Source organism: Pseudomonas sp. TE3911 (assembly GCF_054062775.1).
This window is the reverse complement of sequence record NZ_JBSSFP010000001.1, coordinates 2254710-2272626: the sequence shown is the minus strand read 5'-3', so window position 1 is coordinate 2272626 and position 17917 is coordinate 2254710. Positions and strand designations below refer to the sequence as shown.

Annotated in this window: 8 protein-coding genes and 1 pseudogene; 5 read left to right on the top strand and 4 right to left on the bottom strand. The window is 56.1% G+C overall.

What is annotated here, in order from left to right:
• Nucleotides 1–170 precede the first annotated feature (170 nt).
• The 3 genes from ACVWXD_RS10330 to ACVWXD_RS10320 all read left to right on the top strand — a co-directional run bounded on the left by ACVWXD_RS10330 (nucleotide 171) and on the right by ACVWXD_RS10320 (nucleotide 7422).
• On the top strand, nucleotides 171–1820 hold the full coding sequence (locus ACVWXD_RS10330; protein ID WP_260366893.1) for a VRR-NUC domain-containing protein: 1650 nt from the start codon (nucleotides 171–173) through the stop codon (nucleotides 1818–1820).
• Nucleotides 1817–4072, top strand: a complete 2256-nt coding sequence (locus ACVWXD_RS10325; RefSeq protein WP_401379500.1) for an ATP-dependent DNA helicase — start codon at nucleotides 1817–1819, stop codon at nucleotides 4070–4072. The genes ACVWXD_RS10330 and ACVWXD_RS10325 overlap by 4 nt, the downstream gene beginning before the upstream one ends.
• A gap of 218 nt (nucleotides 4073–4290) precedes the next feature.
• On the top strand, nucleotides 4291–7422 hold the full coding sequence (locus ACVWXD_RS10320) for an Ig-like domain-containing protein (protein ID WP_457370971.1): 3132 nt from the start codon (nucleotides 4291–4293) through the stop codon (nucleotides 7420–7422).
• A gap of 267 nt (nucleotides 7423–7689) precedes the next feature.
• Here ACVWXD_RS10320 and ACVWXD_RS10315 read toward each other — a convergent pair.
• Together ACVWXD_RS10315 and ACVWXD_RS10310 are read right to left on the bottom strand one after the other, a co-directional pair.
• A pseudogene (locus ACVWXD_RS10315) lies at nucleotides 7690–8320 on the bottom strand (alpha-E domain-containing protein); the annotation flags it as partial.
• Between the two features lie 29 nt (nucleotides 8321–8349).
• Nucleotides 8350–9903 carry a hypothetical protein gene (locus tag ACVWXD_RS10310; RefSeq protein ID WP_457370970.1) on the bottom strand — a complete coding sequence of 518 codons (1554 nt, stop codon included), beginning with the start codon at nucleotides 9901–9903 and terminating at the stop codon, nucleotides 8350–8352.
• Nucleotides 9904–10203: 300 nt separating this feature from the next.
• Here ACVWXD_RS10310 and ACVWXD_RS10305 point away from each other — a divergent pair, with 300 nt between their 5' ends.
• Both ACVWXD_RS10305 and ACVWXD_RS10300 read left to right on the top strand, forming a co-directional pair.
• A complete protein-coding gene (locus ACVWXD_RS10305) occupies nucleotides 10204–14553 on the top strand; it encodes a hypothetical protein (protein WP_457370969.1) in 4350 nt (1449 codons plus the stop codon).
• Between the two features lie 107 nt (nucleotides 14554–14660).
• A complete protein-coding gene (locus ACVWXD_RS10300) occupies nucleotides 14661–15089 on the top strand; it encodes a hypothetical protein (protein WP_181643432.1) in 429 nt (142 codons plus the stop codon).
• 386 nt (nucleotides 15090–15475) lie between these two features.
• On the opposite strand, the gene ACVWXD_RS10295 is transcribed toward ACVWXD_RS10300, so the two are convergent.
• Nucleotides 15476–16426 carry an alpha-E domain-containing protein gene (locus ACVWXD_RS10295; protein ID WP_032887395.1) on the bottom strand — a complete coding sequence of 317 codons (951 nt, stop codon included), beginning with the start codon at nucleotides 16424–16426 and terminating at the stop codon, nucleotides 15476–15478.
• Between the two features lie 3 nt (nucleotides 16427–16429).
• Nucleotides 16430–17839 carry a circularly permuted type 2 ATP-grasp protein gene (locus ACVWXD_RS10290; RefSeq protein WP_032887392.1) on the bottom strand — a complete coding sequence of 470 codons (1410 nt, stop codon included), beginning with the start codon at nucleotides 17837–17839 and terminating at the stop codon, nucleotides 16430–16432.
• Nucleotides 17840–17917: the final 78 nt, after the last annotated feature.

Below are 17917 nucleotides of genomic sequence, written 5' to 3'. Positions count from 1 at the left end.
TGAAAAGTCCCGCAGCGTGCGGCTGCGGGCCGCAAATGTTACGCCATCGACTCCACCATCTGATCACTTTTATACAAAAAGTTGCGTGAGCCATTTATCTATTACCGATTGCAACAGAGCATCGGGACCGGCACTCTGTATGCATAACCAGTATTTGACTCGCTTGCGCCATGACCAACCCCCTCGACGACCCGCTCTATTACCTGCACAACTTCCGCCAGGTCCTGCAATGGCTGGGGCAGCGCTATGCCGATCTGCTGGACCCTGACGAACAGCATTTCATTCAGCAATTCGACAGCTTGCCGCAGCCGTCCCAGGCGTTGTTAGTGCGCATGGTAATGCGCAAGGGCGTGCACTTTCGCGCGGGGAAACTCAGCTATCAGGAGGTCGGTTGTACCCACGCGGCTGCAACGCCATTGCGGCAATTGGGTTGGGTTGACGATCAATGCCTGTTGGCCTTTGAAGAGGTGTTCGCCTTGCTGCAAAAAGGCGAAATCCTCAGCACGTTCAAGCCGTGGATCGACCAACCCAAAGGCAAGAAGGCCGACTGGCTTGAGGGGCTGGCAGCGCAGTTCAGCGAAACCCGCAGCTTTGCCCAGTGGTGCCCGCAGCTTGCCGAACCGCTGTACAGCCTCACCGTGATGGACCTGTGTGACCGGCTGCGCTTGATGTTCTTCGGCAATCTGCACCAGGACTGGTCGGAATTCGTGCTGGCAGACCTCGGCATCTACACCTACGAAAAAGTGGCGTTCTGCGCTGAATCCCGGGGTTTGCGCAGCCGTGATGACGTGCACGGCGTGCTGTTCCTGCACCAATGCCAGCACGCGTTTGAAACCGGCACCGCGCTGCACGACGTGCTGGCGCAGGTGGCCACGCTGACGACCGACAACCCCTGGCTGGAAAAACGCCGGGCCAAGCTGCTGTTCCAGATGGGGCAGTATTGTGAGCGCAGCGCCGAGTTGGCCTTGGCCGAGCAAATCTATCGTACCTGCGCCTACCCTGGCGCCCGTGCGCGATTGATCCGCGTGCTGGAGCGCCAGGAGGACTACGCCCAGGCCTTGGTTCTGGCGAGTACCGCGCAACAGGCGCCGGAAAGTGCCGCCGAACAGCAACACCTGCTGCGCGTCATGCCGCGCCTGCGTCGCAAGCTGGGTGAGCCCAAGTTGCCCAGGCTCAGACCACGGGAAGTCATGCGCCTGGACCTGGAACTGGCACTGCCGGAACCCTTGATGTCGGTGGAGTACTGCGTCCAGGCTCATTTGAGCGCGCCCGATGCGCCGGTGCATTACGTGGAAAACGGCCTGATCAATTCGCTGTTCGGGTTGCTGTGCTGGGACGCGATCTTCGCACCGCTGCCGGGAGCGTTTTTCCACCCGTTCCAGCGTGGCCCGGCCGACTTGCACAGCGAAGACTTCCACCAGCGCCGCGCCCCACTGTTCGCCGCGTGTTTCGAGCAACTGCAGGATGATCGGTACAAGGCCCTCATTCGCCAGCGCTACGCCGCCAAGTGGGGCATTCAATCGCCCTTCGTATTCTGGAATCTGCTCAGTGAAGACTTGTTAGAGCAGGCCCTGGAATGCTTGCCCGCCGAACACCTGCGCTACTGGTTTGAACGCCTGCTCCTGGACATCCGCGCCAACCGCGCGGGCATGCCGGACCTGATCCAGTTCTGGCCTGCGCAAAAGTCCTACCGCATGATCGAAGTCAAAGGTCCGGGCGACCGTCTGCAGGACAACCAACTGCGCTGGCTGGAGTTCTGTGGCGAGAACCAGATGCCGGTCACCGTCTGCTACGTGCGCTGGGCGGAGCAACCGGCTTGAGCTACAACGTGGCCGTGCGCGCATTGTGTGAGTTCACGGCCAAGGTCGGCGACCTGGACTTGCGCTTTACCCCGTCGCCCAGCGCCCAGGAAGGTATCGTGGGCCACCGCACAGTCGCGTCGCGCCGCAGTGCGCACTACCAAAACGAAGTAGCACTGGAAGGCGAGTACCAACAACTCAAGGTACGGGGCAGGGCAGATGGCTACGACCCCGATGCCAATCGCCTGGAAGAAGTCAAAACCTACCGCGGCGACCTTGATGCCCAGCCCGCCAACCACCGGCAATTGCACTGGGCCCAGGTCAAGGTGTACGGCTGGCTGATGTGCCAGAAGCTAGGGTTGACGGAAATCGACCTGGCGCTGGTGTACTTCGATATCGTCGGCGAAGGCGAGACCCTGCTCAATCAACGCTTCCACGCGCCTGATCTGGAGAGGTTCTTCAACCAGCAATGCACGCTGTTCCTCGGCTGGGCTCAACAGGAAATGCAGCACCGCGAAGCGCGTAACACCGCCGCGCAAGCCTTGAGTTTCCCCCATGCCGACTTTCGCCCCGGCCAACGCACGTTAGCCGAGACGGTATACAAAGCCGCCAGCACCGGACGCTGCCTGATGGCCCAGGCGCCCACTGGCATCGGCAAGACCATCGGCACGATCTTCCCGCTGCTCAAGGCCTTTGCGCCGCAGCAACTGGACAAGGTGTACTTCCTCACCGCCAAGACCCCGGGCCGCAAACTTGCCCTCGACGCATCGCAGGTGCTGTTCACCAGCAGCCCCGGCTTGCAACTGCGTGTGCTCGAATTGGTGGCGCGGGACAAAGCCTGCGAACACCTGGACAAAGCCTGCCATGGTGATTCCTGTCCTTTGGCCAAGGGTTTCTACGACCGTTTGCCCGCCGCGCGCATTGCCGCCTCCAAGGTAAGCCTGCTCGACCAGCGCAACCTGCGCGCGGTCGCCCTGGCCCATGACGTATGCCCTTATTACCTCAGCCAGGAAATGGCACGCTGGGCCGACTTGATCGTCGCCGACTACAACTACTATTTCGACTTCGGCGCCATGCTCTTCGGCCTGGCCCAACTCAACCAATGGCGCGTCGCGGTGCTGGTGGACGAAGCCCATAACCTGGTAGAACGCGCACGCTCCATGTACAGCGCAAGCCTCGACCAGTACAGCCTCAAGGGCCTGCGCGACACTGCGCCCGAGCCCCTGAAGAAACCCTTGCAGCGCCTCAATCGCGATTGGAATGCCCTTCACAAAGACCAGCTCGCGCCGTACCAGGCCTACGCCGCGCGCCCGGAAAAGCTGCTCCAGGCCTTGAGTCTGTGCACCAGCGCCTTGGGCGATTACTTCAACGACCACCCCGAAGCACTCAGCGGTGACCTGCAGGCTTTCTACTTTGAAGCGCTGCAATTTGCCAAAGTCGCCGAGCTGTTCAATGAACACTTCATCTTCGACATCCACAAGCGTCAGCTCAGCGGCAAACGCAGCAGTTCCACCCTGTGCCTGCGCAACGTGGTGCCCGCCGAATTCATCCGCCCCCGGCTCACCGCCGCCCGCAGCAGCGTGCTGTTTTCGGCGACCCTTAGCCCTAGGCACTATTACGCCGACCTGCTCGGCCTGCCGACGGACACTGCCTGGATCGATGTGGAATCACCGTTCAAGGCCGAGCAATTGCAGGTGCGGATTATCGATGAAATTTCTACCCGCTACGTGCATCGCGAGGCCTCGCTGGCCCCCATTGTCGAGCTGATAGCCCGCCAGTTCGGACAGCAACCGGGTAACTACCTGGCGTTTTTTTCAAGCTTCGATTACCTGCAGCAGGTGGCTCAACTGCTCGCCGAACGACACCCGCACATCACCCTGTGGCAGCAATCGCGGGGTATGGCCGAAACCGAGCGACAGGCGTTTCTCGACCAGTTCACCGAACACAGCCAGGGGATCGGCTTTGCCGTACTCGGTGGTGCGTTTGGAGAAGGCATCGACTTGCCCGGCGCACGCTTGATCGGCGCGTTTATCGCCACCCTGGGGCTGCCGCAACTCAACCCGGTGAACGAGCAGATGAAGCTGCGGATGGCCGCGATTTTTGGCGCGGGGTACGACTACACGTACCTGTATCCCGGTATTCAAAAGGTGGTGCAGGCGGCGGGCAGGGTGATCCGCAGCCAGCACGATCGGGGAGTGGTGATGTTGATGGATGATCGGTTTGGGGAAGGGCGGGTGCGTCAGTTGTTGCCGAAATGGTGGGTAGTCGGCTGATGGTTAGACCCGGCGTATGGTTGGCGCCAAGCATAGTAAGGAGCGCTCACAACTACGTGCTCATTCAGAATTAACAGGTGCTGATAGCGAGCGCACCGTTCAATCATCGGGTCATTACCACTCGTCGCCACCTGTTAGTTCTGACAGTAGGCAACCCAGGGTTTGAAGCGTTTGATGCAGGTAAGCCTCCCTCACGGCGCCCTGCGAGTACTTTTGCCATGACCCGGAAAAAAAAACCTAAAGCCCTCTTACCCCCCATTGAAGTGTCGCTTTTGGAGCCTCCCTTCGAAGGCGATCCTGACGGCGCCCACGGTGGTATCGGCCTTCGGCATACGGAGGTTGATTTCATTGTTTACCTCAGAAACCCCAAAGACGGGGTCAACCCCGGTAGCGTTGCGTATCTCTATTGGGGCAACCGCAATGTTCCCGTAGCGTCTACCCAGATTCGCGAGGGTGAGGAACACCTGGACCGTATCCCTTTGACCGTCCCTGGCCACAAAGTCGTCCAATATTGGGCCAACCCGGTATTCGGCAAATTAAGACGTGCCAGTGGCAATGAGTCGTTTACCGAAGAGCGCAAGTACCGGGTTAGCCTGACGCGCCCCGGGGACCGTGACCCCAATAGCATATTGCCCGGCCACCAGGGGCTGGTGTATGTGGTTCCACCCTCCATATTGTTGAATGGCGTCAGCGAAGTCGATGCATTGGCAGGGGTCAATATCATCATCCGCCATTGGATTCACATGCATGCCTACGACCTGATCATTCTGGTCTGGGGGTCTCAGCGGGTACTCCATCGTGTGCAGCCTAACGAAGTAGGCCGTGATATTACGCTGACCGTTGACTACGCCACTATCAGTGCCGCAGGCAACAGCCGGGACACAAGAGTGGGGTATCAGGTCCGCGACGCCGGGGGTAACCAGCCGGATGAATGGGCACGTTGGTCGGCGACAACGTTGATTGATGTGCACCTGAATCAGATCCGCCCGGAAGCGCCGTGGCTGGCATTTCCAGGCACCGGCACCGACACAGTGATTGACCTGGCCGAACTGGGCAGTTGGGATGCACAAATCCAAGCGTGGATCACCAGTGCAGAGGTCGTCGCCTATTCAATACTGATGCTGATCTGGGCGGGTGTGGACCGCGAAGGGAACTCAATTCCTTATACAGAAACCAGGTCGCTGAATTCGGCAGGGCTCTACACATTCAATGTGCCTAATGCGCTGGTGGCTGCCATTGCCGACGGCTCCGTCAGCGTGCATATCGTGTTTCAACAAGGGACGATTGAGCAGCCCTCTCAAAAGCTTTACCTGGATGTGGTCGGCGAAATCGTCAGATGGCCGGCGCCGCAGATCAAGGAGGACCTGGGCGGCCACATCGAGCCTGATTTCGCTGCAACCGTGTATTTCCCCTTGCAACCCATTTGGCCGGCAAACGGCTATCTGGAAGTGATTTTCCGGGTCAGCAGCCCCGATATCACCATCGAGCATCGGGTGGGTCGCGAAGTCGACGATATTCCACCCAATCCCGACGGGGACATGGAGTTCATCGTATACCCTGACGAGCTTTCGCGTTTTGACGGACACCTGGTGGAAGTGTTCTACGCCCACACACGTCCTGGCAGTCGCCCGCAGGAATCCTTGCGGTTGCAAGTTGTTGTGGGCCAGCTTCAACGCACGATGCCTGCACCTATCATTGAGAAGGCGATCAGTGGTCAGTTGAATCCGGATGATATTGGCGCCTATGCCAAAGTGTTTGCACCATTTGCAGAAACAAAACGCGATGACTGGATCAGGATGCACTGGGTCGGGCCGAAGGCGCGTATCGAGGTGCCGGTGCAGGTGCCCGTAGACGGTGCCACCACCGAGCATTACATCGAAAGCTACTACGTCACCAGCAACCTGAATGAAACGGTGACGGTGTTCTACACGCTCAAGCGCGGCGATGAAGTTCCGCGTTACTCACAAACTACCGAGGTTCTGGTGAGCCAGGGTGTGGGCGAGCTGCCGTCGCCGACCTTGCTGGAAGCACAGGTGACCGGCCCAGGGACCGCTACGCTGGAACCGCTCAAGGTACAGAACGGCACCAAACTGGTGGTGACCTATCTTGGCATGCGGGGCACCGACTCCATCCAGGTCACCATGATCGGTGCAGGCAATGCTGGCTCGCCGACCATTCCGGCCAAACCCGGTAATGAAGCGCTGCAGAAGGTGGAGTTCGATATCACCAAAGCGGCAATACACGCCAATCTTCGTGACCAAGACACTACTGTCACATTCAAGTACGTGGTGACGCGCCTGGGCGCGGCGTATCCATCAGACACCTTGACGGTAACGGTCAGGCCGGTACCGCTGGCCGAACTGGCCAAAACGGTACTTAAAATCAACGAAGCCAATGCTGGCACCCAGGTACTGGACCTGAGCAGCTTTTCAGGAGATGCCAGCGTCGCTGTCGGCATCTGGCCATTTATTACGACACTTTACCCCGTGTGGTTGAGGTTGCTGGGTAAAACAGCCGGCAACGTTGACCATGATTGCTTGGTGTACAACGGGGCAGAAAGTTCGGCGGTTGACGCGACCTGGATCGCTGATGGGAAAGTCGAATCCAGTATCCTGCGGTCCTACCTGGATGGGTTGGGTAATGGCTCTTTGCTTAAGATGGAACTCAAGGCGGCGGTAAGTACTAGTAAGGTTGAAGCTGAGGCCCTGACTTTTCCGATAATGGAGTACCGGGTCAACGCACCTCCATTGTCGATTGATCAAGCGACGATGGATTTGAATGGTGTTAAGTTACTCCAGTCGTATGGGTTATCTACAAAGGAAGTTCCTAAAAATACAGATATTCGTACTGCAACTGGTGGCTCCCCAGGTAGATCTTATACGTCTTCAAATCCGTTGATTGCGAGTGTAGATGCTTCAGGGAAAGTCGTCGGTCTTCGGAACGGGTCAGTAGTAATTACTGTTAGGGACGGAGCGGGCTCAACAGTTTCGTACCCAGTTAGAGTGTCTAACGTATTTACTCTTATTTTGACGCCTATCACTGATAAACTGTCGTTTCAGCAACTGAGCCAGTGGGCGCATGCGCAGGGTGGTATTCAATTGCCAGGCGCCGGTGATTCCACGCCAGTAACGAATGCCTTTACAGAGAATTTTTCCAATTATCATCAGTTTTTTCGGCAAATAAGCGCAGGTATGGATCCGCGTTATAAAACCGTATGGCAAGCGCCGACAAAGGATAATCTCGTTGCGGGGCATTACATAAGAGAAAATGGAGAATTAGGAGCTGTTGCTTATGTTCCAAGTGCCATAGTAGGATTCGAGGGGCCAGCTTTTACCTTGGTTCCAACTTAAAGAAGATTGGTTGTATGAGCACATACCTGAAAGTCATGTGAGGCGATTTGAGAGTTTTATACGTGTTGGGGAGGGGGCACCTCCCCAACTTATCGTTTAAGGTCGCCGGGGTTATTATCTGGTTAAGTCCGGCTATTTAAATTGTCGAGCATCAGATTGTGTTTGACTGGCGCCCGTTTTTAATGTCGAGGTTATTTTGCTTCCGCAGTACAAGAGCGATATCACACAGTGTGAATTGCCGCGATAAATTCAATGAGCAGAGCAAGATCAAACCACCTCCAAATAATAACTATGAACCGCCCCCGCCAACGCCCTCACCGTCTCAATAAACTCCGTCAACCGACTATGCAGATCACCCTCCAGAATCTCATCAATCCCCGTATACCTCAGCCGCGCTTCAAACTCCGCGGCCAGGCGTTGCGCCGTACACCCATAACTACCGGGCAAGTCTGCGAGGATATGACTCAACTCCTCGATACACGCAACGCGGCACATCGCTGCGTAGCAACAGCAACTCCGACACCGACCGAGCATTCAGCGCATTCGGGTACAGCTCGGTGTACGCCTCGAATGACGACAATGCGCGGAGCAGGGCGCTCCACTGGTAATAGCCGCGTGCCGAGAGGTCGCTGATTTCTTCCTACTAGACATCCCGTAGCGCGCATCCAGCAGACGCTGGGTGTCGTCGGTACGCTTGAGGAAGGTGCCAAGGCGGACAAACCGATAGGAGGGTGTTGCGCATGATGGTGCCCGAGGTCGCGCGGCGCGCAGGCAGTTTTGGATGCTGGCCGGATTTTCTTGGTCAAGGGCGGAGAAGTGCAGCATGCGCACGGCATTCAGTTATTTATAGCGTTCCAGATAGCTTTCCCAACATGCCGCTGCTGAGCAGCGGCATGGCCTCGATCTGGTTGCCAGAAACGTGGGCAATCAACTGATGGTGATTACCCGGCGTAAGGATTCGTTCAAGTCCACTGCGCGCGCCCGTGTGAAGCCTGTCGAGATCACGTAATACAGCTCGGGACGATAGCCCTTGAACTGTTCCAGTTGTGCTCGGTAGATCAAGCGTTTGACCGGCGAACCTTCCGGCCAGGACAACCCGACCTCGTTTGTCTCGATATGAACAATGACTTCATTCAGCGTTTTCACATAGCGCAAAATCAACGCAATCCTGTCGGATGGTCGGCGCCACGCATAATAAGGAATGTTCACTATGACGTGTTCGGGGTCGTCAGCAATGTGGTCGTCGGCGTAGCCTTCAATATGGGGCGCTTCCAGACGAAAAATGGACCCTTTGACCTCTGCGGTGGTTTTCTTTGAATAGATCTCGAAGGGCTCAGCCGACTTTCTCAGGACGAAGCTGGCCTCGATACTGCCCTCAGCGGCAGCCCGGATGTCAAGGTAATCGAAAAACGCCTTATGTGGCCTGCCGGGTTGGGTAAGGGGGACAAACTTGTGAATTACCTTCACGCCCCCCTTGGGTGGGTAACAGCGCAACATCACATCGTATAGGTCACCTGCTAGGCCAATATGCGCTGGCGTGAAGAACTGCAGCTCCAGCGGTTGTTCATTCAGCACTTCCAGGTCGATGTAGCCAGGGGGGCCACCATTGACAATGACCGGGCCGTCAGGTCTGGTCATGTCCAGGTTGACCGACACGGTTATATGCGCCGATCCAGGAGTCGAGATATTCCCGACCAGGTCGATGACCTCAAGCCACACCCTTAAGCCCTGACTGTCTCCTGCTTCGACAATGTGCTGATACGTCACGGTGATCACCGTAGGCTTGCCGACACCTGGGACGTCTTGGGTAATGATCACCGATCCCCAGTGAAGGATGACTTGGTCGGTCGGGCTCATATTTGGGTAGGGCTCAAGCGTTACGGTACACCCCCTGCTGGCATTGCCAGGGACTATCTCGCGCTCGGACACACTGAACCTCAGCTCTGAATGCCCTGGCTCCATTTGATCCTTATCGTCGCCGGCGGGGATGTCGGTTTTAACCGCAGTCAGCAAAGGGTATGACCGATCTCGGCCCGAGCCGTCGTTATACGTAACCGAATAGACCAGCGCATACAGCCCATCGGGGAGGTGCTTTTGACTGATGGAAAACAAGTAGTAGTTGTGCTGTTCTTCGCCGGCCGTAAGTACCTTGGTGATCCATACCTCCATAGAGCCATTATCGAGCAGCTTGCCTACCGAGATGCTATCCCCAGGCTTAGCAGCCCAGTTTTTATATACCTGCATGGTCATGCCTGACTCAAACAGCCATTTTGGAATGCCTGCGTCATAACCTGCGACGTTCTCACTCATTCCAGGGATGTACAGTCGATCCAGATTCTTCGGCGCTTTGTTATTTTCAAGCGTTATCGTGCCTGTTTGTGAGGCCCGAGTTTTGGGCTTCTTCGCAGTCACTTTCTTGGCCGCTGGTTTGGATGTCGCGGGTTGAACAGCGGCTGCTGCTGGAGTTTTTTTGGCTGGCATGATCGCTCTCCTGATCGAAGCATCGCACGTGCCTTCTGGGCGCCCGTGTCGTTTGCGCCATCAAACACCTGAATCCAATGGGCGGCTACTGTCAGAATTAACAGGTGCCAATAGCGAGCGCACTGTTAAATCATCGGGTCATTACCACCCGTCGCCACCTGTTAGTTCTGACAGTAGGCAACCCAGGGTTTGAAGAGTTTGATGCAGGTAAGCCTCCCTCACGGCGCCCTGCGAGTACTTTTGCCATGACCCGGAAAAAAACCCCCTAAAGCCCTCTTACCCGCCATTGAAGTGTCGCTTTTGGAGCCTCCCTTCGAAGGCGATCCTGACGGCGCCCACGGTGGTATCGGCCTTCGGCATACGGAGGTTGATTTCATTGTTTACCTCAGAAACCCCAAAGACGGGGTCAACCCCGGTAGCGTTGCGTATCTCTATTGGGGCAACCGCAATGTTCCCGTAGCGTCTACCCAGATTCGCGAGGGTGAGGAACACCTGGACCGTATCCCTTTGACCGTCCCTGCCCATAAAGTCGTCCAATATTGGGCCAACCCGGTATTCGGCAAATTAAGACGTGCCAGTGGCAATGAGTCGTTTACCGAAGAGCGCAAGTACCGGGTTAGCCTGACGCGTCCTGGGGACCGTGACCCCAATAGCATATTGCCCGGCCACCAGGGGCTGGTGTATGTGGTTCCACCCTCCATATTGTTGAATGGCGTCAGCGAAGTCGATGCATTGGCAGGGGTCAATATCATCATCCGCCATTGGATTCACATGCATGCCTACGACCTGATCATTCTGGTCTGGGGGTCTCAGCGGGTACTCCATCGTGTGCAGCCTAATGAAGTAGGCCGTGATATTACGCTGACCGTTGACTACGCCACTATCAGTGCCGCAGGCAACAGCCGGGACACAAGAGTGGGTTATCAGGTCCGCGACGCCGGGGGTAACCAGCCGGATGAATGGGCACGTTGGTCGGCGACAACGCTGATTGATGTGCACCTGAATCAGATCCGCCCGGAAGCGCCGTGGCTGGCATTTCCAGGCACCGGCACCGACACGGAGATTGACCTGGCCGAACTGGGCAGTTTGGATGCACAAATCCAAGCTTGGATCACCAGCGCAGAGGTCGCCGCCTATTCAATACTGACGCTGATCTGGGCGGGTGTGGACCGCGAAGGGAACTCAATTCCTTATACAGAAACCAGGTCGCTGAATTCGGCAGGGCTCTACACATTCAATGTGCCTAATGCGCTGGTGGCTGCCATCGCCGACGGCTCCGTCAGCGTGCATATCGTGTTTCAACAAGGGACGATTGAGCAGCCCTCTAAAAAGCTTTACCTGGATGTAGTCGGCGAAATCGTCAGATGGCCGGCGCCGCAGATCAAGGAGGACCTGGGCGGCCACATCGAGCCTGATTTCGCTGCAACCGTGTATTTCCCCTTGCAACCCATTTGGCCGGCAAACGGCTATCTGGAAGTGATTTTCCGGGTCAGCAGCCCCGATATCACCATCGAGCATCGGGTGGGGCGCGAAGTCGACGATATTCCAGCCAATCCCGACGGGGACATGGAGTTCATCGTATACCCTGACGAGCTTTCGCGTTTTGACGGACACCTGGTGGAAGTGTTCTACGCCCACACACGTCCTGGCAGTCGGCCGCAGGAATCCTTGCGGTTGCAAGTTGTTGTGGGCCAGCTTCAACGCACGATGCCCGCGCCGATTATCGATAAGGCAATCAGTGGTCAGTTGAATCCGGATGATATTGGCGCCTATGCCAAAGTATTTGCACCATTTGCAGAAACAAAACGCGATGACTGGATCAGGATGCACTGGGTCGGGCCGAAGGCGCGTATCGAGGTGCCGGTGCAGGTGCCCGTAGACGGTGCCACCACCGAGCATTACATCGAAAGCTACTACGTCACCAGCAACCTGAATGAAACGGTGACGGTGTTCTACACGCTCAAGCGCGGCGATGAAGTTCCGCGTTACTCACAAATTACCGAGGTCCTGGTAAGCCAGGGTGTGGGCGAGCTGCCGTCGCCGACCTTGCTGGAAGCACAGGTGACCGGCCCAGGGACCGCCACGCTGGAACCGCTCAAGGTACAGAACGGCACCAAACTGGTGGTGACCTACCTTGGTATGCGGGGTACCGACTCCATTCAGGTCACCATGATCGGTGCAGGCAATGGTGGCTCGCCGACCATTCCGGCCAAACCCGGTAATGAAGCGCTGCAGAAGGTGGAGTTCGATATCACCAAAGCGGCGATTCACGCCAACATTCGTAACCAGGACACCACCGTGACATTCCAATACGGGGTGACGCGCGCAGGTGCAACGGTTCATTCAGACATATTGACGGTGACGGTCAAGGCGATACCGCTCGCCGAGTTGGTAAAGACAGTTTTGCAAATCAACCAGGCCAATGCCGACACCCAAGTACTGGACCTGAGCGCCTTTACTGGAGACGCCAGAGGCACGGTCGGCATCTGGCCATTTATCACGGCATCTTACCCCGTGTGGTTGAGGTTGCTGGGCAAAACAGCCAGCAACGTTCACCATGATCGTTTGGTGTACAACGGGGCCGGGGCTTCGGCGGTTAACTCGACCTGGATCGCTAATGGGAAAATAGAACCCAATTTGCCGCGGTCCTACCTGCAAGGGTTGGGTCATGGCACTGTGCTTAAGATGGAGTTCAAAGCGGCGGTGAGTAGCAGTAAGGCCGAAGCTGAGGCTCTGACTTTTCCGATAATGGAGTACCGGGTCAACACCTTGCCAGCCGAATTTCCTGTCCCAAAATTAACCCAGGCAACCGGTACGGGGGCGGTGTTGACCCTGGCGCCCTTGAATGCACAAAGCGGCGGCACAGTCTCGGTGGAATACACGCCGATGTACACGACCGACAGCATCAAGGTCACGATGGTGGGGACTGCCGGTGCGGGTTCGCCAGTTATTGCAGCCAAGCCCGGGTTGACCAGTGGCGTGGTGACATTTGCTATTCCTGCAACTGCGATTGCCGCGAACATTGGCAATATCAATAAGATGTTCACGCTTAAATATGAAGTGACGCGTGCGGGAGTGGTGCGTTCATCGCAGGTGGTGACAGTGACGGTGACGCCCATTCCTCAAGCCGAGTTGGCAAAAACCGTGATCCAAATGATTGAGGCGAACCAAACTACCAAGGTATTAGACCTGTCAAGCGGTACGGCTAATAGAACGCTCCGGGTCGGCAACTGGCCCTTCATTGCGACTAGTTCTCCGGTTTGGATTGAGTTCAGAGGTTTCAAGAATGGAGGAGAGGCGCACAACCGCACTCACTGGAATGGTGGTGCTTCAAATGTCAATTCTACTTGGTTCAGCCAGGGGTGGTGGCAAAGTGGAATAACCTATGCGTCGTACTTGAAAGAGTTAGGGCACAACACCAAATTGACGCTGCATTTCAAAGCGGCGTTAGGCACTGGCCTAACGGAGGCTGACGCTATTGTATTTCCAGTGGTGGAATACAACGTCAATACACTGCCGGCTCAGTTCCCAGTGCCTAAGTTAACCCAGGCTACCGGTACGGGCGCATCTGTATCTCTGGCGCCATTGAATGTATTAAATGGCGGCACGGTGGAGGTGAGATATGCGCCGATGTATACCACTGACAGCATCAAGGTCATGATGGTGGGGACTGCCGGTGCGGGTTCGCCAGTTATCGCAGCCAAGTCCGGATTGACCAGTGGGGTGGTGACATTTGCTATTCCTGCAGCTGCGATTGCCGCGAATATTGGCAATACCAATAAGACGTTCACGCTTAAATACGATGTAACGCGTGCCGGAGTGGTGCGTTCATCGCAAGTGGTTACAGTGACTGTGACGCCGATACCCGACGCTAACTTGCCCAGACCTTTGATCAATGGTGTCGCCCATAACGGAACGCTGGATATCGCCGCGATGACAGCAAATGCTTCTCTTGCTATTACACCTTGGCCATTGCAGGTCGCTGGCAAGAAGGTTTGGCTGACTTTCCACTGTGGGGGCGCAAATCCTAACCCCTATAATGTATGGACGGGATATGCACACCCATCTGCTTCAGGTATCGATCACTTTGTATTGTTAAGCTGGCTCAAAAGTTGCCCGAATGGAAATCAAATATGGGTTGATTTCAAGGTGGCATATGATCCGAATGCGGTTGAAGCAGGTGCGGTTAGTTTTCCAAGGACGGTTTATACAGTCAAAAGCGTAAATGTTGTTGATAGTACTGATTTTAATAATGGAAGCATGAATAACTGGATTAATTACTCCAGCTCCGGTTCAATTGTTGGCAGTGGTTCCGGAAGATACTGGCAGGGTAACGGAAGTGGACAGTTTCCGTGCGGCATAGTTAAATTTTTTAACTATGGTTATTTGGCTGCTGGGTATCCATATAGAATTACTATCGACTTCGCTGTCAGCTCTAACTTGGGGTGCTTTGTTTTAGTTGAAACTGAAGGGGTTGCAGGCGCTCAAAGAACTACTTTAGTTGGGTCGAGCTCTTGGAGTACTCACTCTTTCGATTTCGTCCCACGAGAAAATTCAAGCAATCGTCGCCTAATAATTACAATTATAAACTTCAATGCTGGCGGTAGTACGCTTTTTGTGCTTGATAATATAAAGATAATCAAGCTGTAAATATTTTCACTGAAAAATTATGTGTGTTCAATCAGTCGAAGAATGCGCAGTAGTAAACCCGGACATTCTGTCCATTACCCCAACATGTCTATATGTGAGATAAAGATATGCATATTGTTGAAAGCACTGACTTTGAGAATGAAGGCATGAATGGTTGGGAAAATTTCTCCAACTCCGGTTCGATTGTTGGTAGTGATCCCCGAAGGTACTGGCAGGGTAACGGAAGCGGGCAGTTTCCATGCGGCATAGTTAAGTTTTTTGACTATGGTTATTTGGTTGCCGGGGATCCATATAGAATCACTATCGATTTCACGGTCACTTCTAACTTGGGGTGCTTTGTTTTAGTTGAGACTGAAGGGGTCGCAGGCGCTCAAAGAACTACTTTTATTGGATCGAATTCTTGGAGTACTCATTCTTTTGATTTCAGCCCAAGAGTAAATTCAAGCAATCTCCGCCTACAGATTACAATTATAAACTTCAACGCTGGAGGTGACACATCTTTCTCTCTCGATAATATAATAATAATCAAGCTGTGAATCCTTGCGTTGAAGAAGATGGTGCGCACTCGAAGAGTGCGCACTATTAACGATTCATATATGAAGATTCTGCCCCGACACACGCCCAAAAAATACAACCGCTATATCTGTTAGGCGATCATACAGAATGCCTTAAGTATCACGTCCTCTCATGGCGGATCATCGCCATGATCGGCACACCCGACGCTCGGTAAGTGCGTATTGGTCGCGCTCTACCAGCATGATTGGCCAGCTCTGTAAGGTGTGGGCAGTGGCAGAGGAGGGGCAGTTCGAGCATAGACTGCATCTATTTATTAATGCAGGTAAGACCTCGCTTCTCCCCAACACAAAAGCGGAACCCAAGCGGGCCAATCACCCGAATAAACAGGCAACTGGCCGAAACTCACTCAAACAACTTCCAAATAAGAACTATGAACCGCCCCCGCCAACTCCCTCACCGTCTCAATAAACTCCGTCAACCGACTATGCAGCCCATCCTCCAGAATCTCATCAATCCCCGTATACCTCAGCCGCGCTTCAAACTCGGCGGCCAGGCGTTGCGCCGTACGCCCATAACTACCGGGCAAGTCCGCGAGGATATGACTCAACTCCTCGATACACGCATGCAGTGAACGCGGCACATCGCTACGCAACAGCAGTAACTCCGACACCGACCGAGCATTCAGCGCATTCGGGTACAGCTCGGTGTACGCCTCGAATGACGACAACGCGCGGAGCAGGGCGCTCCACTGGTAATAGCCGCGTGCCGAGAGGTCGCTGACTTCTTCGGACTCTTCGCCGAACATTTCGTAGCGCGCATCCAGCAGGCGCAGGGTGTTGTCCGCGCGCTCGATGAAGGTGCCGAGGCGGATGAACCGATAGGCGTCGTTGCGCATGATGGTGCCGGAGGTCGCGCCGCGGAACAGGTGCGAACGCTGCTTGACCCAGTCACAGAAGTGGCTGATGCCGTGCCGCGCCAGGCCGCCGGCGGCGATGCTGCGCATTTCCAGCCAGGTGGCGTTGAGGTTTTCCCACATGTCGGCGGTGATGCGTCCGCGCACGGCGTGGGCGTTGCCCCGGGCGGCGCGCAGGCAGTTGTAGATACTGGCGGGGTTTTCTTCGTCGAGGGCGAAGAAGTGCAGCATGCGCTCGGCGTCCAGTTGCTTATGGCGCTCCAGATAACTCTCCAGCGTGCCGCTGCTGAGCAGCGACATGGCCAGTTCGTCGAGGCCATCGCTGCGTCCGGCCTGGGGCATCAACGACAGCGAATAACTGACTTCCAGCATGCGCGCCAGGTTCTCGGCGCGCTCCAGGTAGCGGGACATCCAGTACAGATCTGCGGCGGTTCTACTCAACATGATTCAGCCCTCCACCACCCAGGTGTCCTTGGTTCCGCCGCCTTGCGACGAGTTGACGATCAACGAGCCTTCACGCAGTGCCACCCGCGTGAGGCCACCGGGCACCAGGCGGGTTTCCTTACCCGAGAGCACGAACGGCCGCAGGTCGATATGACGAGGGGCAATGCCGTTTTCGACAAAGGTCGGGCAGGTGGACAGGCTCAGGGTCGGTTGGGCGATGTAGGCATGGGGCCGCGCTTTGATGCGTTGACGGAAATCCTCGATCTCGGCGGCGGTAGAGGCGGGGCCGACCAGCATGCCGTAGCCGCCGGAGCCTTGGGTTTCCTTGACCACCAGTTCCGGCAGGTGGGCCAGCACGTGGGACAACTCATCGGGTTTGCGGCACTGGAAGGTCGGTACGTTCTGCAGGATCGGTTCCTCGTCCAGGTAGAAACGGATCATTTCCGGCACGTAAGGGTAGATCGACTTATCGTCCGCTACGCCGGTGCCGATCGCATTGGCCAGCACCACGTTGCCGGCGCAATAGGCGGCCACCAGGCCGGGCACGCCGAGCATCGAGTCTGGATTGAAGGCCTGTGGATCGAGGAAGGCGTCGTCAATGCGCCGGTAGATCACGTCCACGGCTTTCGGGCCGTCGGTGGTGCGCATGAAGACCTTGAGGTCGTGCACGAACAGGTCGGCGCCTTCCACCAGTTCCACGCCCATTTCCCGGGCGAGGAAGGCATGTTCGAAGAATGCGCTGTTGAAGCGGCCGGGGGTCAGCACCACCACATTGGGGTTGTCCAGGCGGCTTGAGCTTTTGAGGGTTTTGAGCAACAGGTTGGGGTAGTGGTCCACCGGTGCGATTCGCTGCTTGGCGAACACCTCGGGGAACAGGCGCATCATCATCTTGCGGTCTTCGAGCATGTAGCTCACGCCGCTGGGGGTACGCAGGTTGTCTTCGAGCACGTAGTAAGTGCCGTCGCCGTCGCGCACCAGGTCGACGCCGGAAATATGCGAGTAAATGTCGCGGTGCAGGTCCAGCCCAACCATGGCCTTCTGATAACCCTCGTTGCCCAGCACCTGGTCGGCGGGAATGATCCCGGCCTTGATGATGCGTTGGTCGTGGTAGATATCGGCAAGGAACATGTTCAGCGCATTGACCCGCTGGATACAGCCGCGTTCGATCACGCTCCACTCACTGGCGGGGATGCTGCGGGGGATGATGTCGAAGGGAATCAGGCGCTCGGTGTCCTGCTCGTCACCATAGAGGGTAAAGGTGATCCCGGCGCGGTGAAACAGCAGGTCGGCTTCGCGGCGACGCTGGGCCAGCAGTTCCGGCGGCGTGTTGGCCAGCCAGCGGGAGAAATCCTGATAGTGCGCACGGCATACGCCATTTGCGTCATTCATTTCGTCAAAGAAAGATAGAGCCATTCCAGTACCTTGTCAGTGCCCAGGGTTGCGTGGGGGTGGCACTGCCGCTTCAAAAAACGCATGTTTTTATGAGCCTGT

Coding starts and splice junctions, on each gene's coding strand:
- ACVWXD_RS10330 (WP_260366893.1), top strand. CDS start 171: ATGACCAACCCCCTCGACGACCCGCTCTATTACCTGCACAACTTCCGC.
- ACVWXD_RS10320 (WP_457370971.1), top strand. CDS start 4,291: ATGACCCGGAAAAAAAAACCTAAAGCCCTCTTACCCCCCATTGAAGTG.
- ACVWXD_RS10310 (WP_457370970.1), bottom strand. CDS start 9,903: ATGCCAGCCAAAAAAACTCCAGCAGCAGCCGCTGTTCAACCCGCGACA.
- ACVWXD_RS10300 (WP_181643432.1), top strand. CDS start 14,661: ATGCATATTGTTGAAAGCACTGACTTTGAGAATGAAGGCATGAATGGT.
- ACVWXD_RS10295 (WP_032887395.1), bottom strand. CDS start 16,426: ATGTTGAGTAGAACCGCCGCAGATCTGTACTGGATGTCCCGCTACCTG.
- ACVWXD_RS10290 (WP_032887392.1), bottom strand. CDS start 17,839: ATGGCTCTATCTTTCTTTGACGAAATGAATGACGCAAATGGCGTATGC.